General features: G+C 71.9%; 17 protein-coding genes. 2 read left to right on the top strand and 15 right to left on the bottom strand.

Translation table 11 applies throughout. The features are described from left to right. Positions 1-81: 81 nt before the first annotated feature. Entirely contained in the window at positions 82-1,449 is a 1,368-nt protein-coding gene (locus tag OCS65_RS10335) for an MFS transporter (protein ID WP_373867436.1), read from the bottom strand. Positions 1,450-1,694: 245 nt separating this feature from the next. On the opposite strand from OCS65_RS10335, the gene OCS65_RS10330 reads away from it, so the two are divergent. Next, positions 1,695-2,126, top strand: a complete 432-nt coding sequence (locus tag OCS65_RS10330; RefSeq protein WP_029544945.1) for a protein-tyrosine phosphatase family protein — start codon at positions 1,695-1,697, stop codon at positions 2,124-2,126. Between the two features lie 13 nt (positions 2,127-2,139). Here OCS65_RS10330 and OCS65_RS10325 read toward each other — a convergent pair whose 3' ends face one another. From OCS65_RS10325 to OCS65_RS10270, 12 genes are all read right to left on the bottom strand, one after another. Next, positions 2,140-2,688: a hypothetical protein gene (locus OCS65_RS10325; RefSeq protein ID WP_006930889.1), complete on the bottom strand. Its 549-nt coding sequence runs from the start codon at positions 2,686-2,688 to the stop codon at positions 2,140-2,142. A gap of 121 nt (positions 2,689-2,809) precedes the next feature. Further along, positions 2,810-3,574: an ethanolamine ammonia-lyase subunit EutC gene (eutC, locus tag OCS65_RS10320; RefSeq protein ID WP_029544948.1), complete on the bottom strand. Its 765-nt coding sequence runs from the start codon at positions 3,572-3,574 to the stop codon at positions 2,810-2,812. After that, positions 3,571-4,986 (bottom strand): ethanolamine ammonia-lyase subunit EutB, encoded by a 1,416-nt coding sequence (locus OCS65_RS10315; RefSeq protein ID WP_029544950.1) that lies wholly within the window; start codon positions 4,984-4,986, stop codon positions 3,571-3,573. Before OCS65_RS10315 ends, eutC begins: the two co-directional genes overlap by 4 nt. Next, positions 4,983-6,443 carry an ethanolamine permease gene (gene eat, locus OCS65_RS10310; RefSeq protein ID WP_029544952.1) on the bottom strand — a complete coding sequence of 487 codons (1,461 nt, stop codon included), beginning with the start codon at positions 6,441-6,443 and terminating at the stop codon, positions 4,983-4,985. The genes OCS65_RS10315 and eat overlap by 4 nt, the downstream gene beginning before the upstream one ends. A 116-nt stretch (positions 6,444-6,559) precedes the next feature. Further along, positions 6,560-7,096 (bottom strand): DUF779 domain-containing protein, encoded by a 537-nt coding sequence (locus OCS65_RS10305; protein WP_231772644.1) that lies wholly within the window; start codon positions 7,094-7,096, stop codon positions 6,560-6,562. Positions 7,097-7,260: 164 nt separating this feature from the next. Beyond that, positions 7,261-8,784: an acetaldehyde dehydrogenase ExaC gene (exaC, locus tag OCS65_RS10300; RefSeq protein WP_006930896.1), complete on the bottom strand. Its 1,524-nt coding sequence runs from the start codon at positions 8,782-8,784 to the stop codon at positions 7,261-7,263. A 101-nt stretch (positions 8,785-8,885) separates the two neighbouring features. Then, positions 8,886-10,187, bottom strand: coding sequence for a helix-turn-helix domain-containing protein (locus OCS65_RS10295; protein WP_006930898.1), 1,302 nt, complete (start codon positions 10,185-10,187; stop codon positions 8,886-8,888). 49 nt (positions 10,188-10,236) lie between these two features. Further along, positions 10,237-11,724 (bottom strand): mycofactocin dehydrogenase MftG, encoded by a 1,488-nt coding sequence (gene mftG / locus OCS65_RS10290; RefSeq protein WP_231772643.1) that lies wholly within the window; start codon positions 11,722-11,724, stop codon positions 10,237-10,239. Positions 11,725-11,742: 18 nt separating this feature from the next. Beyond that, positions 11,743-13,131, bottom strand: coding sequence for a mycofactocin biosynthesis glycosyltransferase MftF (mftF, locus tag OCS65_RS10285; protein WP_231772642.1), 1,389 nt, complete (start codon positions 13,129-13,131; stop codon positions 11,743-11,745). Beyond that, positions 13,128-13,814: a mycofactocin biosynthesis peptidyl-dipeptidase MftE gene (mftE, locus tag OCS65_RS10280; protein ID WP_006930905.1), complete on the bottom strand. Its 687-nt coding sequence runs from the start codon at positions 13,812-13,814 to the stop codon at positions 13,128-13,130. Before mftE ends, mftF begins: the two co-directional genes overlap by 4 nt. Beyond that, positions 13,811-14,251, bottom strand: a complete 441-nt coding sequence (locus OCS65_RS10275) for an SRPBCC family protein (protein ID WP_006930907.1) — start codon at positions 14,249-14,251, stop codon at positions 13,811-13,813. Before OCS65_RS10275 ends, mftE begins: the two co-directional genes overlap by 4 nt. Beyond that, the gene (locus OCS65_RS10270; RefSeq protein ID WP_231772641.1) at positions 14,251-14,829 is read right to left on the bottom strand and encodes a CGNR zinc finger domain-containing protein; all 579 of its coding nucleotides are present in this window, start codon (positions 14,827-14,829) and stop codon (positions 14,251-14,253) included. The genes OCS65_RS10275 and OCS65_RS10270 overlap by 1 nt, the downstream gene beginning before the upstream one ends. A 100-nt stretch (positions 14,830-14,929) precedes the next feature. Between OCS65_RS10270 and OCS65_RS10265 the strand changes: the two genes are divergently transcribed. Further along, positions 14,930-15,472 carry a dihydrofolate reductase family protein gene (locus OCS65_RS10265; RefSeq protein ID WP_065922331.1) on the top strand — a complete coding sequence of 181 codons (543 nt, stop codon included), beginning with the start codon at positions 14,930-14,932 and terminating at the stop codon, positions 15,470-15,472. Between the two features lie 5 nt (positions 15,473-15,477). Here OCS65_RS10265 and OCS65_RS10260 read toward each other — a convergent pair whose 3' ends face one another. Together OCS65_RS10260 and OCS65_RS10255 are read right to left on the bottom strand one after the other, a co-directional pair. After that, a complete protein-coding gene (locus tag OCS65_RS10260; RefSeq protein WP_231772640.1) occupies positions 15,478-16,488 on the bottom strand; it encodes an endonuclease/exonuclease/phosphatase family protein in 1,011 nt (336 codons plus the stop codon). Between the two features lie 484 nt (positions 16,489-16,972). Then, on the bottom strand, positions 16,973-17,320 hold the full coding sequence (locus tag OCS65_RS10255; protein WP_043800517.1) for a YtxH domain-containing protein: 348 nt from the start codon (positions 17,318-17,320) through the stop codon (positions 16,973-16,975). Positions 17,321-17,355: the final 35 nt, after the last annotated feature.

Here is a 17,355-nt window from a genome sequence, read left to right as displayed (position 1 = left end):
GTGTTCGGATTCTGGACAGTTGGCGGTGCGGTGGCAGCACGAGGCGCCCTCCCCGGGGTGTCGGGGAGGGCGCCGGTGGGATCAGAGCGCTCGGTCGCGGGTCTCGACGAGAGCCTTGGTGCACACGAAGCTCAGCACGCCGAGCACGGAGAGCATGATGCCGATGGCGATGCCGCCGTAGGACGCCGCGAGGGGCGCGGCCAGCATGGGCGGAATCGCGCCACCCAGGACACCGGCGAGGTTGTAGCCGAGTCCGGCGCCGGTGTACCGGTACCGGGTGTGGAACATCTCCGGCAGCAGCGCGCCGCACGGTCCGTAGGCGATGCCGAAGATGGCCAGGGTGACCATCATGCCGACGACGAACGCGACCGGCGAGCCGGTGTCGAGCAGCGGGAACAGCGCCAGCGCCCACACGACGGAGAAGCCGCAGGAGATCATGATGACGCGCCGGCGGCCGACCCGGTCGGAGTAGAGGGCGGAGAGCACGATCGCGGCGCCGAAGACGAACGAGGCGGCGATGCCGACGGTGAGGACGAACGGCCGGGAGAAGCCGAGGGTCTTGGTCGCGTAGCTGGTCAGGTACGCGGTGCCCATGTAGAAGAAGGCGAACATGATCGCCAGTGCGCCGGCCGAGAGGAGGATCTCCTTGGTCTGGTAGCGCAGGGCGTCGAGGAACGGCAGGGTGCGCTTCTCGGCCGGGGCGGCGGCGCGGGCCTCGCTCTCGGCCCGGAACACGGGGGTCTCCTCGATGGCGAGGCGCATGTAGAGACCGATGGCCACGAGAACGATGCTGAACAGGAACGGGATTCGCCAGCCGTAGTTGAGGAAGGCCTCGTTGGTGTCGCCGAGGGCCAGGCCGGTGAACAGGAAGGTGGCGCTCGACAGGGCGAAGGCGATGGCGGGGCCGAGCTGCGGGAACATCGCGTACAGGCCGCGTTTGCCCGGTGGCGCGTACTCGGCGGTGAGCAGCGTCGCGCCGGCCCATTCCCCGCCGACGGCGAAGCCCTGCGCGAATCGCAGCAGCACGAGGATGATCGGGGCGGCGACGCCGATCGTCTCGGCGCCCGGCAGCAGCCCGATGAGCAGGGTCGAGATGCCCATCAGCAGCAGCGTGGAGACGAGGGTCTTCTTGCGGCCGATGCGGTCGCCGAAGTGCCCGAACAGCATGGCGCCGACCGGGCGGGCGATGAACGCGACGGCGAAGGTCGCGAACGAGGCGACCGTGCCGGCGGTGGCGCCGAGAGCCGGGAAGAACACCGTCGGAAAGACCAGGGCTGCGGCGGTTCCGTAGATGAAGAAGTCGTAGAACTCGATGGTGGTGCCGATGCAGCTGGCGATGGCGACGCGTCGGATGCCGGGTCCGCCCGGGGCGGGGGCGGTCGGCGCGGCGGGCTTCTGTCCCGCCGGTACCACGGGGGGTTCGGCCCCCGGTGTCGACACTGTGGTCACGTCTGTCCTCCGTATTTCCGTCCGAGCCGCGGCGGCCCTGCGCCGCGCGATGGAAGGAAAGGTAGTGATCCGTCTCACTCCCCCACTACCCCCGAAAGGGGGGTGGCTGTGAGCCGGATCACGTAGTTTGCCGAACGAAGGACTTGATCGTCGCGGGGCGTCCACCCCTCACCACGCGCGGTCGTCCGCTCGGATTCCGGGACACCCGGTGGCCGAACAACTTTCGCGCCGTCTACGCTCCGTTCATGGCGACGACGACCTGGGACCCGCACGCCCCGGGGATCCTGGCACTACCGTCGGGCCGGTACGTCCGGGGCCGTGGCGTCCGACGTCCCCTTCCGGCCGGACCGCTGCCCACCCTCGGGGTGTACCTCGCGGGCCGGACGCCGCCGGCGGTCCCGTGGGACGCCCGGTGGATCCGGTGGCCCGACTTCCGCCTCCCCACCGACCCCGGCGCTGCCCGCCGGATACTGCACGAGGCGTGGCAGCGGTGCGCGACCGAACGCGTCGAGGTCGCCTGCGGCGGTGGCCGGGGGCGCACGGGCACCGCCCTGGCCTGCCTCGCGATCCTCGACGGCGTACCGCCCGGCGAGGCCGTCGCCTATGTGCGCGAACACTATTCGCACCGAGCGGTGGAGACGCCGTGGCAGCGGCGCTTCGTCGCTGCGTTCCGGTGACCGGCGGCGCCGGTCAGCGACCGGCGGCGCCGGTGAGTTCGGCGCGCATCTCGCTCCACACAGTCGCGTACGAGTCGATGTTCGGCGCCGTCGCCCACGCCAGCGCGCCGGACTTGATCTTCCCGAGCGCCTCGGCGAACAGGTCCTGATACCGCGACAGGCGCGGAACGAACGCCGACACGTCGTCGAAGAGGTTCTGCGCCTTGCGATCCAGCTCGATCAGTTCGTCGAGGAAGTTGGCGGATTCCGGGTCGGCGAGCAGCGCGGAGAGCTCTTCGTCGAGCGGGCCGAACTGCTCGAACAGCTCCGCGAGAGAATCCTCGTCGATCGAGACGCGCTCCGCGTCGAGCTGATCGGTCAGTTCCGCGACCCCTGCGTCGGTCAGGGAGATGCCGTTGCCGGTCTCCTTCGCCTTGCCCTGCGTGACCAGCGCGTCGTACGCCGCCCGCCCGGACGCGACCGACACCCCCAGATGCGCCGCGATCATCTCGGCGGTGACGGTCTCCTTCAACCGCACCGTCTGCAGCAGAGCCAGCTCGTCGACATTGCCAGCGAACGCCATCGTGTCTTCTCCTCGTCGCCCGGTCGCGGGCGGTACGTGTCACCCGGTCGGGCGGAGTACATGATTTGGCGCTTCCGGTCGCGATGTCAACCGCCCACGCGGGTACGTCACACTCTCGCCTCTACAACTCCCCCACCGTCGCGGAATCGAGCCGGTCCGCCCGCGTCGTGTCCTTCAGGTCCACACCGGAACGCCCGAGCCGGCGCGCCCCGTCGACCAGCCCCGCGACGACACGCGCGGCCGCGGCGTACCCGAGCCCCTCCGGGGGGTGGATGTTGGACACGCAGTTCCGCTCGGCGTCGGCCCGACCGGGCCGCGGCTCGTGGGTCAGGTACACCCCGAGGCTGTCGGCGACCGACAACCCGGGCCGCTCCCCGATCAGCACCAGCAGCGTGCGCACCCCCAGGGCGGCGCCGATGTGGTCGCCCAGCGCCACCCGTGCCGACGTCGCGATCACCGGCGGTGCCACGGACAGGTGCCGCGGCAGGGCCGCCACGACGGCCTCGAGCAGGGCGACGCCGTGCTCGGCCAGGGCTCGCGGCGAGAGCCCGTCGGCGAGGACCACCCCGACGTCGGCGCCGGTGCCGGGGACCGCGGACAGATCCTCGGGCAGGCGGCCCAGGTCCGGGCGGCGCAGGTACTCGCCGCGATCGCTCACCCGGCTGGTGACGACGATCGGCGCGCCGAGTCCGAGGCGTTCGACGTCGGTGGCCAGCGCCGGCACGTCGAGGGGCTGGTGCACCGCGTCGCGGGCCGCGGCGTGCGCGGCCCGGAACTCGAGCACCCGAGCGGTCGGGAGGCCGTCGCCGGCCCGGCCGAGCCCGATGCGGGCCTGGGTCGCCGACCGCAGCGGTGCCCAGAAGTCACGGTCGACGGACCCGCTCACGCCGCACCTCCCGCGAGGGCGCGCAGCGGGGAGGCCGCCGCGTCCACCGGCAGGATGTGCCCGGCTCCGTCCACCATGCCGAGACCGGAGAGCCATCGCTCGAACTCGGGGGCGGCGCGCAGGCCCAGCGCGCGACGCACGTACAGCGCGTCGTGGAACGACAGGCTCTGGTAGCCGAGCATGACGTCGTCGGCTCCGGGCACCGCGATGACGAACGCGGCGCCGGCCACCCCGAGCAGGGTCAGGAGGGTGTCCATGTCGTCCTGGTCGGCCTCGGCGTGGTTGGTGTAGCAGACGTCCACGCCCATCGGCAGGCCCAGCAGCTTGCCGCAGAAGTGGTCCTCGAGGCCGGCCCGGACGATCTGCTTGCCGTCGTAGAGATATTCGGGGCCGATGAACCCGACCACCGTGTTGATCAGCAGCGGGTCGAGCGCCCGGGCGACGGCGTACGCGCGGGTCTCGAGGGTCTGCTGGTCGACGGGGCGTCCGCCCGTGCCGAGGTGCGCGCCGGCCGACAGCGCCGAGCCCTGCCCCGTCTCGAGGTACATGACGTTGTCGCCGACGGTGCCGCGCCCCAGAGCGCGACCGGCCTCGTTCGCCTCCCGCAGCAGAGCCAGGTTCACGCCGAAGCCGGCGTTCGCCCCCTCGGTGCCGGCAATGGACTGGAACACCAGGTCCACCGGGGCACCGGCCTCGATGAGGCCGAGCGTGGTCGTCACGTGGGACAGGACGCAGGACTGCACCGGGATGTCGAAGCGCAGCCGCATCTCGTCGAGCAGGTGCAGCAGGTCGGCGGTGGCCTGTGGCGAGTCCGTGGCCGGGTTGATGCCGATGACGGCGTCGCCGCAGCCCATCAGCAGCCCGTCGAGGGTCGCGGCGGCGATGCCGCGTGGATCGTCGGTGGGGTGGTTGGGCTGCAGCCGGGTGCCGAGCCGGCCGGGCAGTCCGACGGTGGTGCGGAACGCCGAGGTGACCTCGATCGCGCGGGCCACCGCGATCAGGTCCTGGTTGCGCATGAGCTTGCTGACGGCGGCGACCATCTCGGGGGTCAGGCCGGGCGACATGGCGGCGAACGCCGCGGCCGCATCGGTTTTCGTGACGGTGTCGAGAAGCAGGTCGCGCAGTCCCCCGACCGTCAGGTGCTGCACGGACCTGTAGGCGTCGCGGTCGTGATCGTCGAGGATCAGCCGGGTGACCTCGTCGGTCTCGTACGGCACCACCGGCTCGGCGAGGAACACGTCGAGCGGGATGTCGGCGAGGACCCACTGCGCGGCCGCACGCTCGGCGTCGGATTCGGCCGCGCAGCCGGCGAGTTCGTCGCCGGAGCGGCGCGGGGTGGCCTTGGCGAGCAGGTCGACGAGGCCGTCGAAGGTGTAGGTGGTGCCGGCGAGATGCTGGGTGTAGACGCTCACTTCAGCTCGGCCTCCGCCTCGGCGAGCGCGGCGAACTCCTCGTCGGGCGAGTTCGCCACCAGCCGGTGCCGGCTGTAGAGCCCGAAGTAGGCCATGAACGCGGCGAAGGCACCGAGGGTCCACAGGGCGGCGACGGGATCGACCAGGAAGGTGGCCACGACGGCGGCCGCGGCGACGACCAGCGCGAAGGAGGTGGTGACGACGCCGCCGGGGGTGCGGTAGGGCCGCGGCATGTGCGGTTCGCGCCGGCGCAGCACGATGTGGCTGACCATCATCAGCACATAGCTCACCGCGGCGCCGAAGACGGCCATGTTGAGCAGCATCGCTCCCTCGCCGGTGAGCGAGAGCGCGAACCCGATCACGCCGGGGACGATCAGCGCCAGCATGGGCGCCTTGCGCTTGTTGGTCAGCGACAGGCTCGTGGGGAGGTACCCGGCGCGGGAGAGCGCGAACGTCTGCCGCGAGTACGCGTACATGATCGAGAAGAAGCTCGCGATCAGGCCGGCGAGCCCGATGTAGTTGACCACCTTCGCTGCGCCGGTGTCGCCGAGGGCCTCGACGAGCGGGTTACCGGATGTGGACAGGGCGTCGGCGCCGAGCGCGCCGGTGGCCAGGAACAGCACGGTCGCACCGGTGACGAGCAGCACCAGCATGGACACGATGATGCCCTTGGGCACGTTCTTCTCCGGCTCGGTTGCCTCCTCGGCGGCCAGGGGCACACCCTCGACGGCGAGGAAGAACCAGATCGCGAACGGCACGGCCGCCCAGATGCCGAACAGGCCGAAGGGAAGGAACGACGACGCTCCGGCGGCGGTCTCGTCGACGGCGATGTCGGTCAGGTTCGCGGTGTCGAACAGCCCGACGGCGGAGACGGCGAACACCACGAGCCCGACGAGAGCGATCGCCGTGATCACGAACATCGCCTTGAGCGCTTCGCCGGCGCCGGTGAGGTGGATGCCGATGAACACCGCGTACACGGCGAGATAGATCCACCATCCGTCGGTGATGCCGAACAGGTTCAGCGACTCGACGTACCCGCCGATGAACGTGGCGATCGCGGCCGGGGCGATCGAGTACTCGATGAGAATTGCTGTGCCGGTGGCGAATCCACCCCACGGTCCGAGGGCGCGGCGCGCGAAGGTGTAGCCGCCGCCGGCGGCGGGCAGCGCGGAGGACAGCTCGGCCATGCCGAGCACCATCGCGAAGTACATGGCCGCGATGACCACCGAGGCGACGAGCAGACCACCGAATCCGCCCTCGGCCAGGCCGTTGTTCCAGCCGGCGTAGTCACCGGAGATCACGTAGCTGACACCGAGGCCCGCGAGCAGCACCCAGCCCGCCGAACCCTTTCTCAGAGTGCGCTTTTCGAGATACGCACGACTCTCGGCGTGGAAGTCCGCGCCGTCGTGGTGGGCCGGGGTCTCGGCCCCGGTCCTGGGCGGGTCGGTCAACGACATGATCTCTCTTCTCGACGGAGGATGGCGACGTGTCGAGCGGGCACGTCGAGGACACCGCGCGTACTCACGGTACGAGCGGTAGGTACACACCGCGTCAGTACGCGGTCACGGAAGTGTTACGAGGAGGCGCCCCGGGGCGTCGGCACCGGGCACGCGTCGGCGGCCTCGGCCACGACGGTCGGCTCGGCGGCCGGCTCCGGACGGGCACCGGCGGCCCACCGCTTGCCGAGCAGGGGTGTGTCGCGGGCGAGGGCGTCGTTCTCGTCGGCGGTGAAGGCGCGGCCGCGGCTGAGGAAGCGCAGCCCCTCGGGCGATTCCAGGCTGAACCCGGAGCCGCGGCCGGGCACCACGTCGAGAACGAGCTGCGTGTGCTTCCACGCCTCGAACTGGGACCCGGAGATCCACACCGGGACGGCGTCGGCGCCCGCGGGCAGGTCACCGGCCGTCGCCCCCACCTGCAGCCGCAGGTCCAGCACCCCCAGCAGCACGTCCAGGTCGCCGACGACGAAGTCGCCGTCCGGGTAGCACATCGGCGCCGACCCGTCGCAGCAGCCGCCGGACTGGTGCATCATCAGCGGCCCGTGCCGCTCGACGAGACGGCGCAGGAGAGCAACCGCGTCGGCGGTGGCGACGAGGCGGAGCGGGACGGACATGGGGTGCCTTCCGGTTGTCGGCTTGCGCCTCCCCCGAGCGAATGTATCGCTCACCTCGACTGATCGAGTGGGCGATACATTCGCTCGACTCGGGGCAGGGCGGAATGGGAACGGCGCCTGCCACGTCGCAGGGGGGATGACGTGACAGGCGCCGGGTCTTCGGATCAGAAGAAGCCCTGGGCCTTCGGCGCGTAGGACACCAGGAGGTTCTTCGTCTGCTGGTAGTGGTCGAGCATCATGTGGTGGTTCTCGCGGCCGATGCCGGACTGCTTGTAGCCACCGAACGCCGCGTGCGCCGGGTACTGGTGGTAGGTGTTGGTCCACACCCGGCCGGCCTGGATGGCGCGGCCGGCCCGGTAGGCGACCCCGCCGTCGCGGGACCAGACGCCGGCTCCGAGGCCGTAGAGGGTGTCGTTGGCGATGGAGATGGCGTCGTCGAAGTCCTGGAAGGACGTCACGGAGACCACCGGTCCGAAGATCTCCTCCTGGAAGATGCGCATCTTGTTGTGGCCGCTGAACACCGTCGGCTGGACGTAGAAGCCGCCGGACAGATCGCCGCCGAGGTCGGCGCGCTCGCCGCCGGTGATCACCTGCGCGCCTTCGCTCTTGCCGATCTCGATGTAGGACAGGATCTTCTCGAGCTGATCGTTCGACGCCTGGGCACCGATCATCGTGTCGGTGTCGAGCGGGTCGCCCTGGCGCACGGCCTTCGTGCGCACCGCGGCCAGCGACAGGAAGTCGTCGAAGATGTCCTGCTGGACCAGGGCGCGCGACGGGCAGGTGCACACCTCGCCCTGGTTGAGGGCGAACATCGTGAAGCCCTCGAGCGCCTTGTCCTGGTAGTCGTCGTTGACCGAGAGCACGTCGGAGAAGAAGATGTTCGGGCTCTTGCCGCCGAGCTCGAGGGTGACCGGGATCAGGTTCTGCGAGGCGTACTGCATGATCAGGCGGCCGGTGGTGGTCTCGCCGGTGAACGCGATCTTGCGGATGCGCGGGCTCGAGGCCAGCGGCTTGCCGGCCTCGACGCCGAAGCCGTTGACGATGTTCACCACGCCCGGGGGCAGCAGGTCGCCGATGACGGAGATCAGGTACAGGATCGAGGCGGGCGTCTGCTCGGCCGGCTTGAGGACGACGGCGTTGCCGGCGGCCAGGGCGGGGGCGAGCTTCCACACGGCCATCAGGATCGGGAAGTTCCACGGGATGATCTGGCCGACGACGCCGAGCGGCTCGTGGAAGTGGTAGGCCACGGTCTCGGCGTCGATCTCGGAGATCGAGCCCTCCTGCGCCCGGATCGCGCCCGCGAAGTAGCGGAAGTGGTCGATCGCCAGCGGGATGTCGGCGTTGAGGGTCTCGCGGATCGGCTTGCCGTTGTCCCAGGTCTCGGCGAGGGCGATCGACTCGAGGTTCTCCTCGAGGCGGTCGGCGATCTTGTTGAGCAGGATGGAACGCTCGGCGACGGACGTCTTGCCCCAGGCCGGCGCGGCGGCGTGGGCGGCGTCGAGGGCCAGCTCGATGTCTTCCTCGGTGGACCGGGCCACCTCGGTGAACGGCTGACCGGTGACCGGGGTGACGTTCTCGAAGTACTGACCCTTCACAGGCGGTACCCACTGGCCGCCGATCCAGTTGTCGTAGCGGGACTGGAAGGACATCAGGGCGTCGGGCGAGCCGGGACGGGCGTACACGGTCATCGGTGTTCACTCCTCGGATGGTCTGGCACCCCCCATGCGGGGCGTGTGATCCGGAACACTACGAACGTGTGGGTTGCAACTACGTTGCGTAGCTCCGAACCTCAGATCCCGAGCTGACGGTCCAGCAGCTCGATCCGGGCCTTGACCTGGGCGAACAGCGTCGAATGCGGATCGAGGGTGGTCAGGTACGCCTCCCACGCGGCGATGTCGTCGCGCCCGTGCACCGACGCGGTCCACCGCGCGAGCAACTGGGCGTCGCCGGCCCGGAGCAGCGCGGCCTGCACCCGGGCGCGCAGCTCGTCCCGGATCTCCTCGATGCCGGGCGCGGCCGATCCGGGCAGCACCGGTCCGGCATACAGACGCACCGCCGTCGCCACATCGCCGCGGTCGAGTGCGCCGCGGACCTCCGCGACGTCGGTGACGAGTTCGCCAAGGAGCCGGTATGGGCGCGAGCCGAGCCCCTCGGGTCCGAAAACCTTTCGCAGGCGCGACATCTCGGCACGGATGGTGACGGAGTCGAGCTCGGCCTCGTCGAGCAGCACCGCAAGCCGGTCCGAGCTCAGGCCCTCGGGGTGTTCGGCGAGCAGCAGCAGGATCTCGGCGTGGCGCTGGGAGAGCGGGATCCGTTCGCCGTCGCGGTGCAGAGTGGGCCGGCCCGACCCGAACGTGTCGAGGCTCGTCCGGGCAGCCGACAACAGCCGCGGCGAGCTGAGCAGGTGCAGTCGCAGTTCCGACTCCGCGGCGGCGACCGTGGCCCGCACGAGCTGCAACACCTCCGGCGCGGCGACGCGGAGCCCACCGGTGATGTCGATGGCGCCGAGGATCCGGCCGGTGCTCGGGTCGTGCACCGGCGCGGCCGAGCAGCTCCATTCGTGCACGGTGCGGTTGAAGTGCTCGGCGGCGACGATCTGGACCGAGTGGTCGACAGCGAGAGCGGTGCCGGGCGCGTTGGTGCCCACCCGCTCCTCACTCCAGTCGGCGCCCTCGACGAAGCTCATCGACAGCGCCCGGTCACGGGCGGCGTGATCACCCTCGACCCACAGCAGCCGGCCCTGTTCGTCGCTGATCGCGACGAGCAGCCCGCTGTCGGCGGCGTCCTCCACCAGCAGCTTGCGCACGACGGGGCGGATCAGCGCCATCGGGTGCCCGGCCCGGTACCGCTCGAGGTCCAGGCCCGTGAGCAGGCTCGGCTGTTCGACGGCGTCGGGACTGATGCCGTTCCTGCGGCTGCGCAGCCAGGATTCGCGGACCACCGAGCGCACGGAGGCAGGTACGACCGACGTGTCGGCCGCGTCGAGGAACGAACTGTGCGCCGAGGACGCGCGTTGCGCCAGCTGCGACGGGTCGTCGCCGGGCCGCAGCGCCACCCAGGGGTTGGCCGAGCCGGATCGTTCGTCGGTCATGCGCTGCTGCTCATCTGCCGGTTCCTCCTCCGAACAACTGTAACCCGAGTCACAAGCACGTCCGGGTGCCCACCCGTTCGGCCAGCATCACGGCCGTCGCGTGCGGCCCACGGCTGGGCACCTGCGGGAACACGGACGTGTCCACGACGCTCAGCCCCTCGGCGGCGTGCACCCGGCACCGCTCGTCGACGACGGCCGAGGCGTCGCCGCCCATCCGGCAGCTTCCGGACAGGTGCAGCGACGTCCCGAGGTGCCGCTCGAGCCACGCGTCGCCGGGGTCGAACGCGTCCGGGTCGAGGCCGGTGCGGTCGACGACGTCCGGCATCGCCGCGAGCAGGTGCGCGGCGCGCGCCACCCCCTCGCGCAGGTCGGCACGGTCGGCCGGGTCGTCGAGATAGCGGTAGTCCAGCAGCGGCGGCCGGAACGGGTCGGCCGGGTCGAGCCGGATCGCGCCGCGGCTGCGGGGCCTCGTGAGCACCACCCCCAGGACCGGGTCGGCGACGCCGCTACCGGGGACGGACGCGGCGAACGGTGCGGTGTAGGGGCGCAGCTCGAGGTTGCCGGCGTGCAGGACGACCTGCAGCACGGGGGCCGGCCCGGGCAGCGGCACGCGGTACCGGTAGGGGACGGCGACCTCCGGATGGTCGGTGTAACCCGTGCCCACACCGGGGATCTCGATCCGGGGGGTGATGCCGTGACGGGTGAGCTCGGCGCCGTCGCCGATGCCGGAGAGCATGAGCAGCTGCGGGGAGCCGATCGCACCGGCGGCGAGCACGACGTGGCCGGCACCGACGGTCTCGCCGTCCTCGGTCTCGACACCGACTGCGCGCGCGCCCGAGAGCACGACCCGCCGCACGCGCGTTCCCGTGCGCACGGTCAGGTTCGGCCGGGCCAGCGCCGGCAACAGGTACGCGTGGGCGGGACCGACGCGCATCCCGTCGCGGATGTTGAGCGGGACGGGGCCCACCCCGTCCGGGCCGGGCGCGTTGAGGTCGTCCACACGGCGATGGCCGGCGGCGAGCGCCGCGTCGTGGAACGCGGCGCTGGCCGGGTGCAGCCGCTCCCGGGGCGTGCGGGCGACGGGCACGGGGCCGGTCGCGCCGTGCCATCGCCGGCTCACTCCGGTCTCCACGGCGTCCGCCGCGTCGGCGTCGGTCTCGGTGGCGCGGAAGTGCGGCACCACCCGATCGAACGACCAGGACGGCGGCCAGGCCTCGAAGTCGTCCGGGCGGGCCCGCACGAAATACGCGCCGTTCACTGCGCCGGAGCCGCCCAGCAACCGGCCGCGGGCGACGACGGAGCGACGACGTCCGGTCAGCCGGGCCGGGTAGGCGCAGGTCCACGGGCTGTCCGGACCGACCGGCAGGACGGTCGCGTCGAGCACCGCGGGCGGGGTGTCGGCGGTCGTGCGGTAGCCGGGGCCGGCCTCGAGTAGCAGGACCGTCCGGTCGGGGTCCTCGCTGAGCCGGGCGGCCAGCACGCAGCCGCAGCTGCCGCCGCCGACCACGACCACGTCGGCGTGCACCGGATCGGCCATGGATGCGGGTGCCCCGGCTCAGCCCCGGATGCGGGGCGCGAGCGCCGCCGGATCCCGGGCCTCGACCGCGCCCCACCACAGTCCGGCGCCGTAGGCGATGTCGTCGAGGCGCCTGTAGAACACGTAGCGCAGGGGGTCGAGGCCGCCCTCCTCACGGTGGCCGTACCAGTCCCACAGCCCCTCGGCGACGGCGAAGCCGAGGACCGCGCGACGCACCTTCGGCGAGACCACGGCGGCGACGAGCGTGACCGGCCAGTAGTGCCGGCACAGCGCGGAGGCGACCTGCCACATCCCGCCGACGAACCCCTGCGCGGTGAGCACCGCCGCGATGCGGGTCGGCTGGTCGAGTTCGGTGAACATCCGCCGCAGCCGGAGCATCGTCACCGACAGCGACGCGACCGAACCGACGACGCCGAGGCGGGTGCGGCTCGCGGCGGCCACACACGCGAACAGCATCGACCCCGACATCGACATGGTGGGCACCGAGCCGGGGTGCCGGCTCGCGAGGGGCGCCGCACCCGTGCCGTAGAAGGCCTTGCGGGTGAACCACTTCCGGAATCCGACGCGGTGGTCGTGGGCCACGTGCGCCACCGGTTCGTAGCGCAGCCGCCAGCCGGCCTCCTGCAGCCGCCAGCACAGGTCCACGTCCTCGGCGACGTGCATGGCCTCGTCGAAGCCGCCGGTCGCGGTGAGCACGTCGCGGCGGACGATGATCGCGGCGCTCGGTACGTACGAGACCGGGCTGCCGGACTTGACGGCGGCCTCGCGGCGGCCGAGATCCAGCGACGAGCGCGCGTGTTCGTAGCGCCCCAGGGCGCCCTTGTCGGGCTCGAGCGCGACGACGCGCGGGGCCACCAGGGCCACCGCAGGGTCGGAGAAGTGCCCGAGCATCACCTCGAGCCATCCCTTCCGCGGCACCACGTCCGAGTCGAGGAATGCGACGAACGGCGTTGTGGCGGCGCGCAGTCCGGTGTTGCGTGCCGCGGCCGGACCACGGGATCGCTCGTGCCGCAGCACCCGGACCGACGCCCTGGCCGGGGCGGGCACCGGGACGTCGGAGCCGTCGTCGACGACGATCACCGTCAGTCCCTCGACGGCCGCCAGCAACCGCTCGAGCCCGGCCGTGTTGTTCTTGACGGGAATCACGACGGTGACGTCGGACGTGGCAGGCAGGGCCGTGGGACGGGGGTTTCCGACTCCGGAGTCGAGCAGCCGCCGCGCCACGACGGCGGTCTGCGAGTCGACGACCTTCACGTAGCCGTCGCCGATCATCGCCGCGGCCGCCGGGGCGAGCTTGAGCATGCGGGTGGGCGAGCCGCCGATGAGCACGCGGCCGTCGGAGTAGGCGCGCACCCGCGGGTCGATACGGACGCCGAATCCGTCGGGCAGTCGGGCCGTGCTCGTCAACGGAGTCTTCCTTTCCCATCCGGCTCCCACCGGGTTACCTGTGCCGTTGCTCGATCGACGAGTTCGGCGAACCATCGTGCCCCCTGCGCCGCGCTCGCGGGCGTCGGATCCCCCAGCACGCCGTTCGCGGACACGGCGACGATACCGCCCTCGCGCATCCGTGGCATCAAGTCGGCGAGGGTGCCGGTGTTGCCCATCTCGGCGCGGGCGGTGTCCACCACGCGCGGGTCGAGGTGCAGCAGCAGGCTGGTCTCGGTGACCCCGGCGTGGGCGTCGCCGCCGGGCACGGCGAACGGCAGCCACGCCACGTCGCGGCCCTCGTAGCGCAGCAGGGACACCGCCCTGGTCAGCGGGTGCACGTTGCCGCCGTGCCAGTTGACGAACAGCAGGCGCGCGGCCCACCGGCACACCGAACGACCGTATTCGACGAGGACGGTCTCCATCGCCTCCGCGCCGAGCGAGACGGTGCCGGGGAAGCCCTCGTGCTCGCCGCTGGACCCGTACTCGAGGGCCGGCGCGACGAGCACGCCCGGCAGGGCGGCCGTCAACGCGCGGGCGATGCGGGTGTCGGTGTCGAGCGGCAGGTGCGGCCCGTGCTGCTCGAGCGCGCCGACGGGAACCGCGACCGTGGCCCGGCCCGGTTCGAGGTCGGGCCAGTAGGCGGTGGCGAGTTCGCGGGTCACCGGTCCGATGGTAGGGGTGCACCCTCCGGGTCGCCGTCGGCGGTGGCGAGGGCGCGCTCGACCCGGGCCAGCGCCCCCTGCCAGTGGGCGCGCTGAGCAGCGCGTTCGTCCGGTCCGGCGAGACGCTCCTGATGGAAGCGGAGCACGGTGCCGCGGGGCGCGGCCGAGACGGCCACCTGCACGGTACTGTCGTGGTTCCAGCCTGCGGGCCGCCAGGTCAGGCGCACCCGGTCCCCCTCGTGGCGGCTGCGCAGCTCCCCCGTGACACCGTCGTCGCTGCGCCACTCGGCACCCGGGGCGCGCGGGACCGTCGCGCCGCGGCCGAGCCACAGCTCGGGTGTGCCGACGAGCAGCCGCCACACCGCGTCGATCGGATGCGGCAGGGTCTTCGACACCCCGATCTGCCATCCGGCGTCCTTCGTCTGTCCGACCGGCATCACTTCTCCTTCTTCCGATGGGCACGAACCTTGTCACGGTTGCCGCACCGCGCCATCGAGCACCAGCGCCGCGTTCCCGCGCGGGAGGTGTCGGCGAAGACGATGGCGCAGTCGTCGGCGGCGCACCGCTTGATGCGCTCGGCGTAGGGACCGGTCAGCAGGCCGATCGCGTCGCGGGCCAGCGTCGACAGCACCTGACTGCCGGTGACGGGAGTGACCACGCCGGGCGGGCGCAGCTGCGGGGCGATGTCCGGCCGGGCGGCGGCCGCGTCGAGGGCGGCGCTGTCGGCGGCCGCCGGCCCGTCTCCGTCCGCAGACCGGTTCGCGGTGCGCCACAACACCTCGCGTAGTTCCTTGGCGCGGATCAGGTCCTCGGCGGTGACGTCGACCGCTGCCGCGGCGACGGCCCGCCCGAGCAGGTGCGTCGCGACCCAGCGCGCGAGGTCGCCCGGGGCGTGCAGCGCCTCCCACCGGGCCCGCTCCCCCTCGCCGCCGGTGTAGAGCAGATCCAGGCACGGCGCTCCGGTGTCGACGACGAACTCGATGCCCTCGGCGGAGCGCATGTCGACCCGACTCACGTAACCATATTAACCAGTTACACATCCATTGCGACGAGTTTCCGTCCGTCCGGCGGTCGGTACGGACAGAATCGAGACACCGCGAGCGGAAGGCAGGCCGATGAGCAAGCTGCTGTACTCGGCGACGACGTCGGTCGACGGATTCATCGCCGGTCCCGGCGGCGACATGTCGTGGCTGGTGCCGTACCTCGGACCGGATCCGGCGATCGACGACCTCGTCGGCGAGATCGGCGCGCTCCTCGTCGGCAACCGCACCTTCCGCGGCGACGACCCGCACAAGGGCACACCCGCCGAGGGCGAGGCGTTCGGTGGCGGCTGGAGCGGACCGCAGTTCGTGCTCACCCACCACCCTCCGGCCGAGCCGGTCCCGGGCGTGACGTTCGTCGGTGACCTCCACGCGGCCGTGGCCGCGGCCACCACGGCCGCGGGCGGGAAATACGTCAACGTGCTCGGCGCCGACGTCGCCCGGCAGTGCCTCGAGGCCGGCCTGCTCGACGAGATCTTCGTCTGCATCGCGCCGGTCCTGCTCGGCGACGGCGTCCGACTGTTCGACCGCCCGGGCGGAACCCCGCTCGCGCTGGAACGTCTCGTCGCGACCCGCGGGCCCGTCGCGACCGACATCCGGCTGCGGGTCGTGCGGTGAGGCCGCTACCCACCTTCGACGGAACTCTCGTCGCCGGACGGCGGAGGGAGCCGGATCCCGGCGACGAGGCCGTGATGATCGGAGCCGGGCAGCTCGATCCGTTCGAGGGCGGTCGCCGTGGCGCCCCGCGTGAGGATGTGATCGATCCCGACGAGGGCCGGGTAGCGGCGGTCCGCCGGATACGTCGGCACGAGCCCGCCGCCGACCCGGTCCGCGGCGTGCACGTACCCGTCGTCGAGCAGGTCGCGGAAGCGGGTGTGCGAGTACGTCGCGTTGAAGTCCCCGCTGACCACGACCGGGGCCGTGCCGGACACCGACTCGAGCTCCGCGTCCAGTCGTTCCAGCTCGGCCGCCCACGCCGGAGCGGGTGTCAGGTACGGCGGCGCGGGATGCACCGCGTACAGGATCAGCAGGCGTCCGGGACCGGTGTCCAGAGTCGCGGTCAGGTTCGTCGGCCCGAACCCGTCGAGCTTCCGGCCGGCCGAGACGGGAAACCTGCTGTAGATCCCGGCGCCCGCACCGCCGGTCGGCGTCGGGGCCAGGAAGCGATGCGGTAGCAGGTCGTCGAGCCCCGCGACCTGCAGCGCGGCCACCGCGCCCTCGGTCAGCTCCTGCACGGTGAGGACGTCGATCTGTCGCTCGCGCACCGTCCGGACCAGCGCATCGGAGTCGACCTGCCCGACCATGAGATTGGCCTGCATCACGCGGATGGTGGGACCGGATGCGGCGTCCGGCCCGTCGCCCGGGACGCCGGGCAGGTACAGCGGTCCCAGGGTCCATGCGCCGGCCGCGACGACGACGAGTGCCGACGCCAGCAGTACCGGTCGCCGGGCGAGCGCGGCGGCGATCGCGCCCGCCACCGTCCCGAGCAGCAGGTACGGACCCAGCGACGCCCATGCGATCACGGCGTTGTTCTCCACGTCCGACGCGAAGGCCATGAGCGCGGTGAGCCCTGACGCCGTCGTGACGACCGCGAAGAGGACGGCGATCCGTCGCGCCGGCGGCGGCCTCACCATCCGGCGTGACGGTTGGGCCGGATTCTGCGGCGGGGCCGTACCCGCAGCAGGTGCCGCCGCCACAGGGCTCGGCGACCCTGCACCACCACCGCGGGCGGCGGCTCCGAGGCAGGGACCGATTCCGAGTCAGGGACCGCACGCGCACGATCTATCGCCTCGAGCGCGGTGGCCAACGCCTCCGCGTCCCCACCGACGTCCGGATGCAGCCGTTCGGCCGCGGTCCGGCGCGCCCGGCGGCGTTCGCGATCTGCTTCGCTCACCATCATCACAACCTCGCATGCCGCAACCGCGCCGAGTTGCCGACCCCGATCCGGGACACCCGCCGGCACCGTGACCGGGCAAAGCCGGCGTTCCGCCGGAGATCCTCAGTATCGCGGGCCTCCCTCCGGGGCGGGAGTGCGCAGCGACGTCCGCGCCCCGAACACACCCGCGTCCGTGATTCCGGCGCGCGGGGGCCGCGTCGCCGAGGGCCTCATCGGCGGGCTCAGTTGTTCGGACCGAGGCTCGGCCGGTCGTCCGTCGTCGGAGGAACAGTCGGTTCCATGGCCGCCGGAGCGGATGCCGCAGCCTCGGTCAGCGGTACACCGGTGGCAGTGTCCGTGCCCGAACCGCGGTGGGCCGCCTTCTTCGCCAGCGCCTCGACCCTGTGCTGCACCTGTGGCACCTTGTCTTTCGCGGTCTGCGTCGCACCGCTCACCTTCTCGTGCACCGCGGGGTTGTGCCAGAGGCCGAGGGACTGATCCCTCATCTTCTCGTAGGTCTGCCGCCCGGCACGGGTACCGAGGACGAAGCCTACGGCCGTCCCGGCGGCGAAGATCACTGCTCGGACCATGCTTTCTCTCCCTTGTTCGACGAGTGCCGAGATTC

It is taken from the genome of Rhodococcus aetherivorans, from assembly GCF_025722975.1.
Classification (GTDB): Bacteria; Actinomycetota; Actinomycetes; order Mycobacteriales; family Mycobacteriaceae; genus Rhodococcus; species Rhodococcus aetherivorans.
This window is presented reverse-complemented; position numbering and strand designations above follow the sequence as displayed.

What these genes read in the sequence shown, in the direction of transcription:
- exaC (WP_006930896.1), bottom strand. Translation starts at nt 8,784, where the DNA reads ATGACCGTGTACGCCCGTCCCGGCTCGCCCGACGCCCTGATGTCCTTC.
- OCS65_RS10295 (WP_006930898.1), bottom strand. Translation starts at nt 10,187, where the DNA reads ATGACCGACGAACGATCCGGCTCGGCCAACCCCTGGGTGGCGCTGCGG.
- OCS65_RS10255 (WP_043800517.1), bottom strand. Translation starts at nt 17,320, where the DNA reads ATGGTCCGAGCAGTGATCTTCGCCGCCGGGACGGCCGTAGGCTTCGTC.
- OCS65_RS10325 (WP_006930889.1), bottom strand. Translation starts at nt 2,688, where the DNA reads ATGGCGTTCGCTGGCAATGTCGACGAGCTGGCTCTGCTGCAGACGGTG.
- OCS65_RS10265 (WP_065922331.1), top strand. Translation starts at nt 14,930, where the DNA reads ATGAGCAAGCTGCTGTACTCGGCGACGACGTCGGTCGACGGATTCATC.
- OCS65_RS10275 (WP_006930907.1), bottom strand. Translation starts at nt 14,251, where the DNA reads ATGCCGGTCGGACAGACGAAGGACGCCGGATGGCAGATCGGGGTGTCG.
- OCS65_RS10260 (WP_231772640.1), bottom strand. Translation starts at nt 16,488, where the DNA reads ATGGTGAGGCCGCCGCCGGCGCGACGGATCGCCGTCCTCTTCGCGGTC.
- OCS65_RS10305 (WP_231772644.1), bottom strand. Translation starts at nt 7,096, where the DNA reads ATGTCCGTCCCGCTCCGCCTCGTCGCCACCGCCGACGCGGTTGCTCTC.
- OCS65_RS10330 (WP_029544945.1), top strand. Translation starts at nt 1,695, where the DNA reads ATGGCGACGACGACCTGGGACCCGCACGCCCCGGGGATCCTGGCACTA.
- mftG (WP_231772643.1), bottom strand. Translation starts at nt 11,724, where the DNA reads ATGGCCGATCCGGTGCACGCCGACGTGGTCGTGGTCGGCGGCGGCAGC.
- eat (WP_029544952.1), bottom strand. Translation starts at nt 6,443, where the DNA reads ATGTCGTTGACCGACCCGCCCAGGACCGGGGCCGAGACCCCGGCCCAC.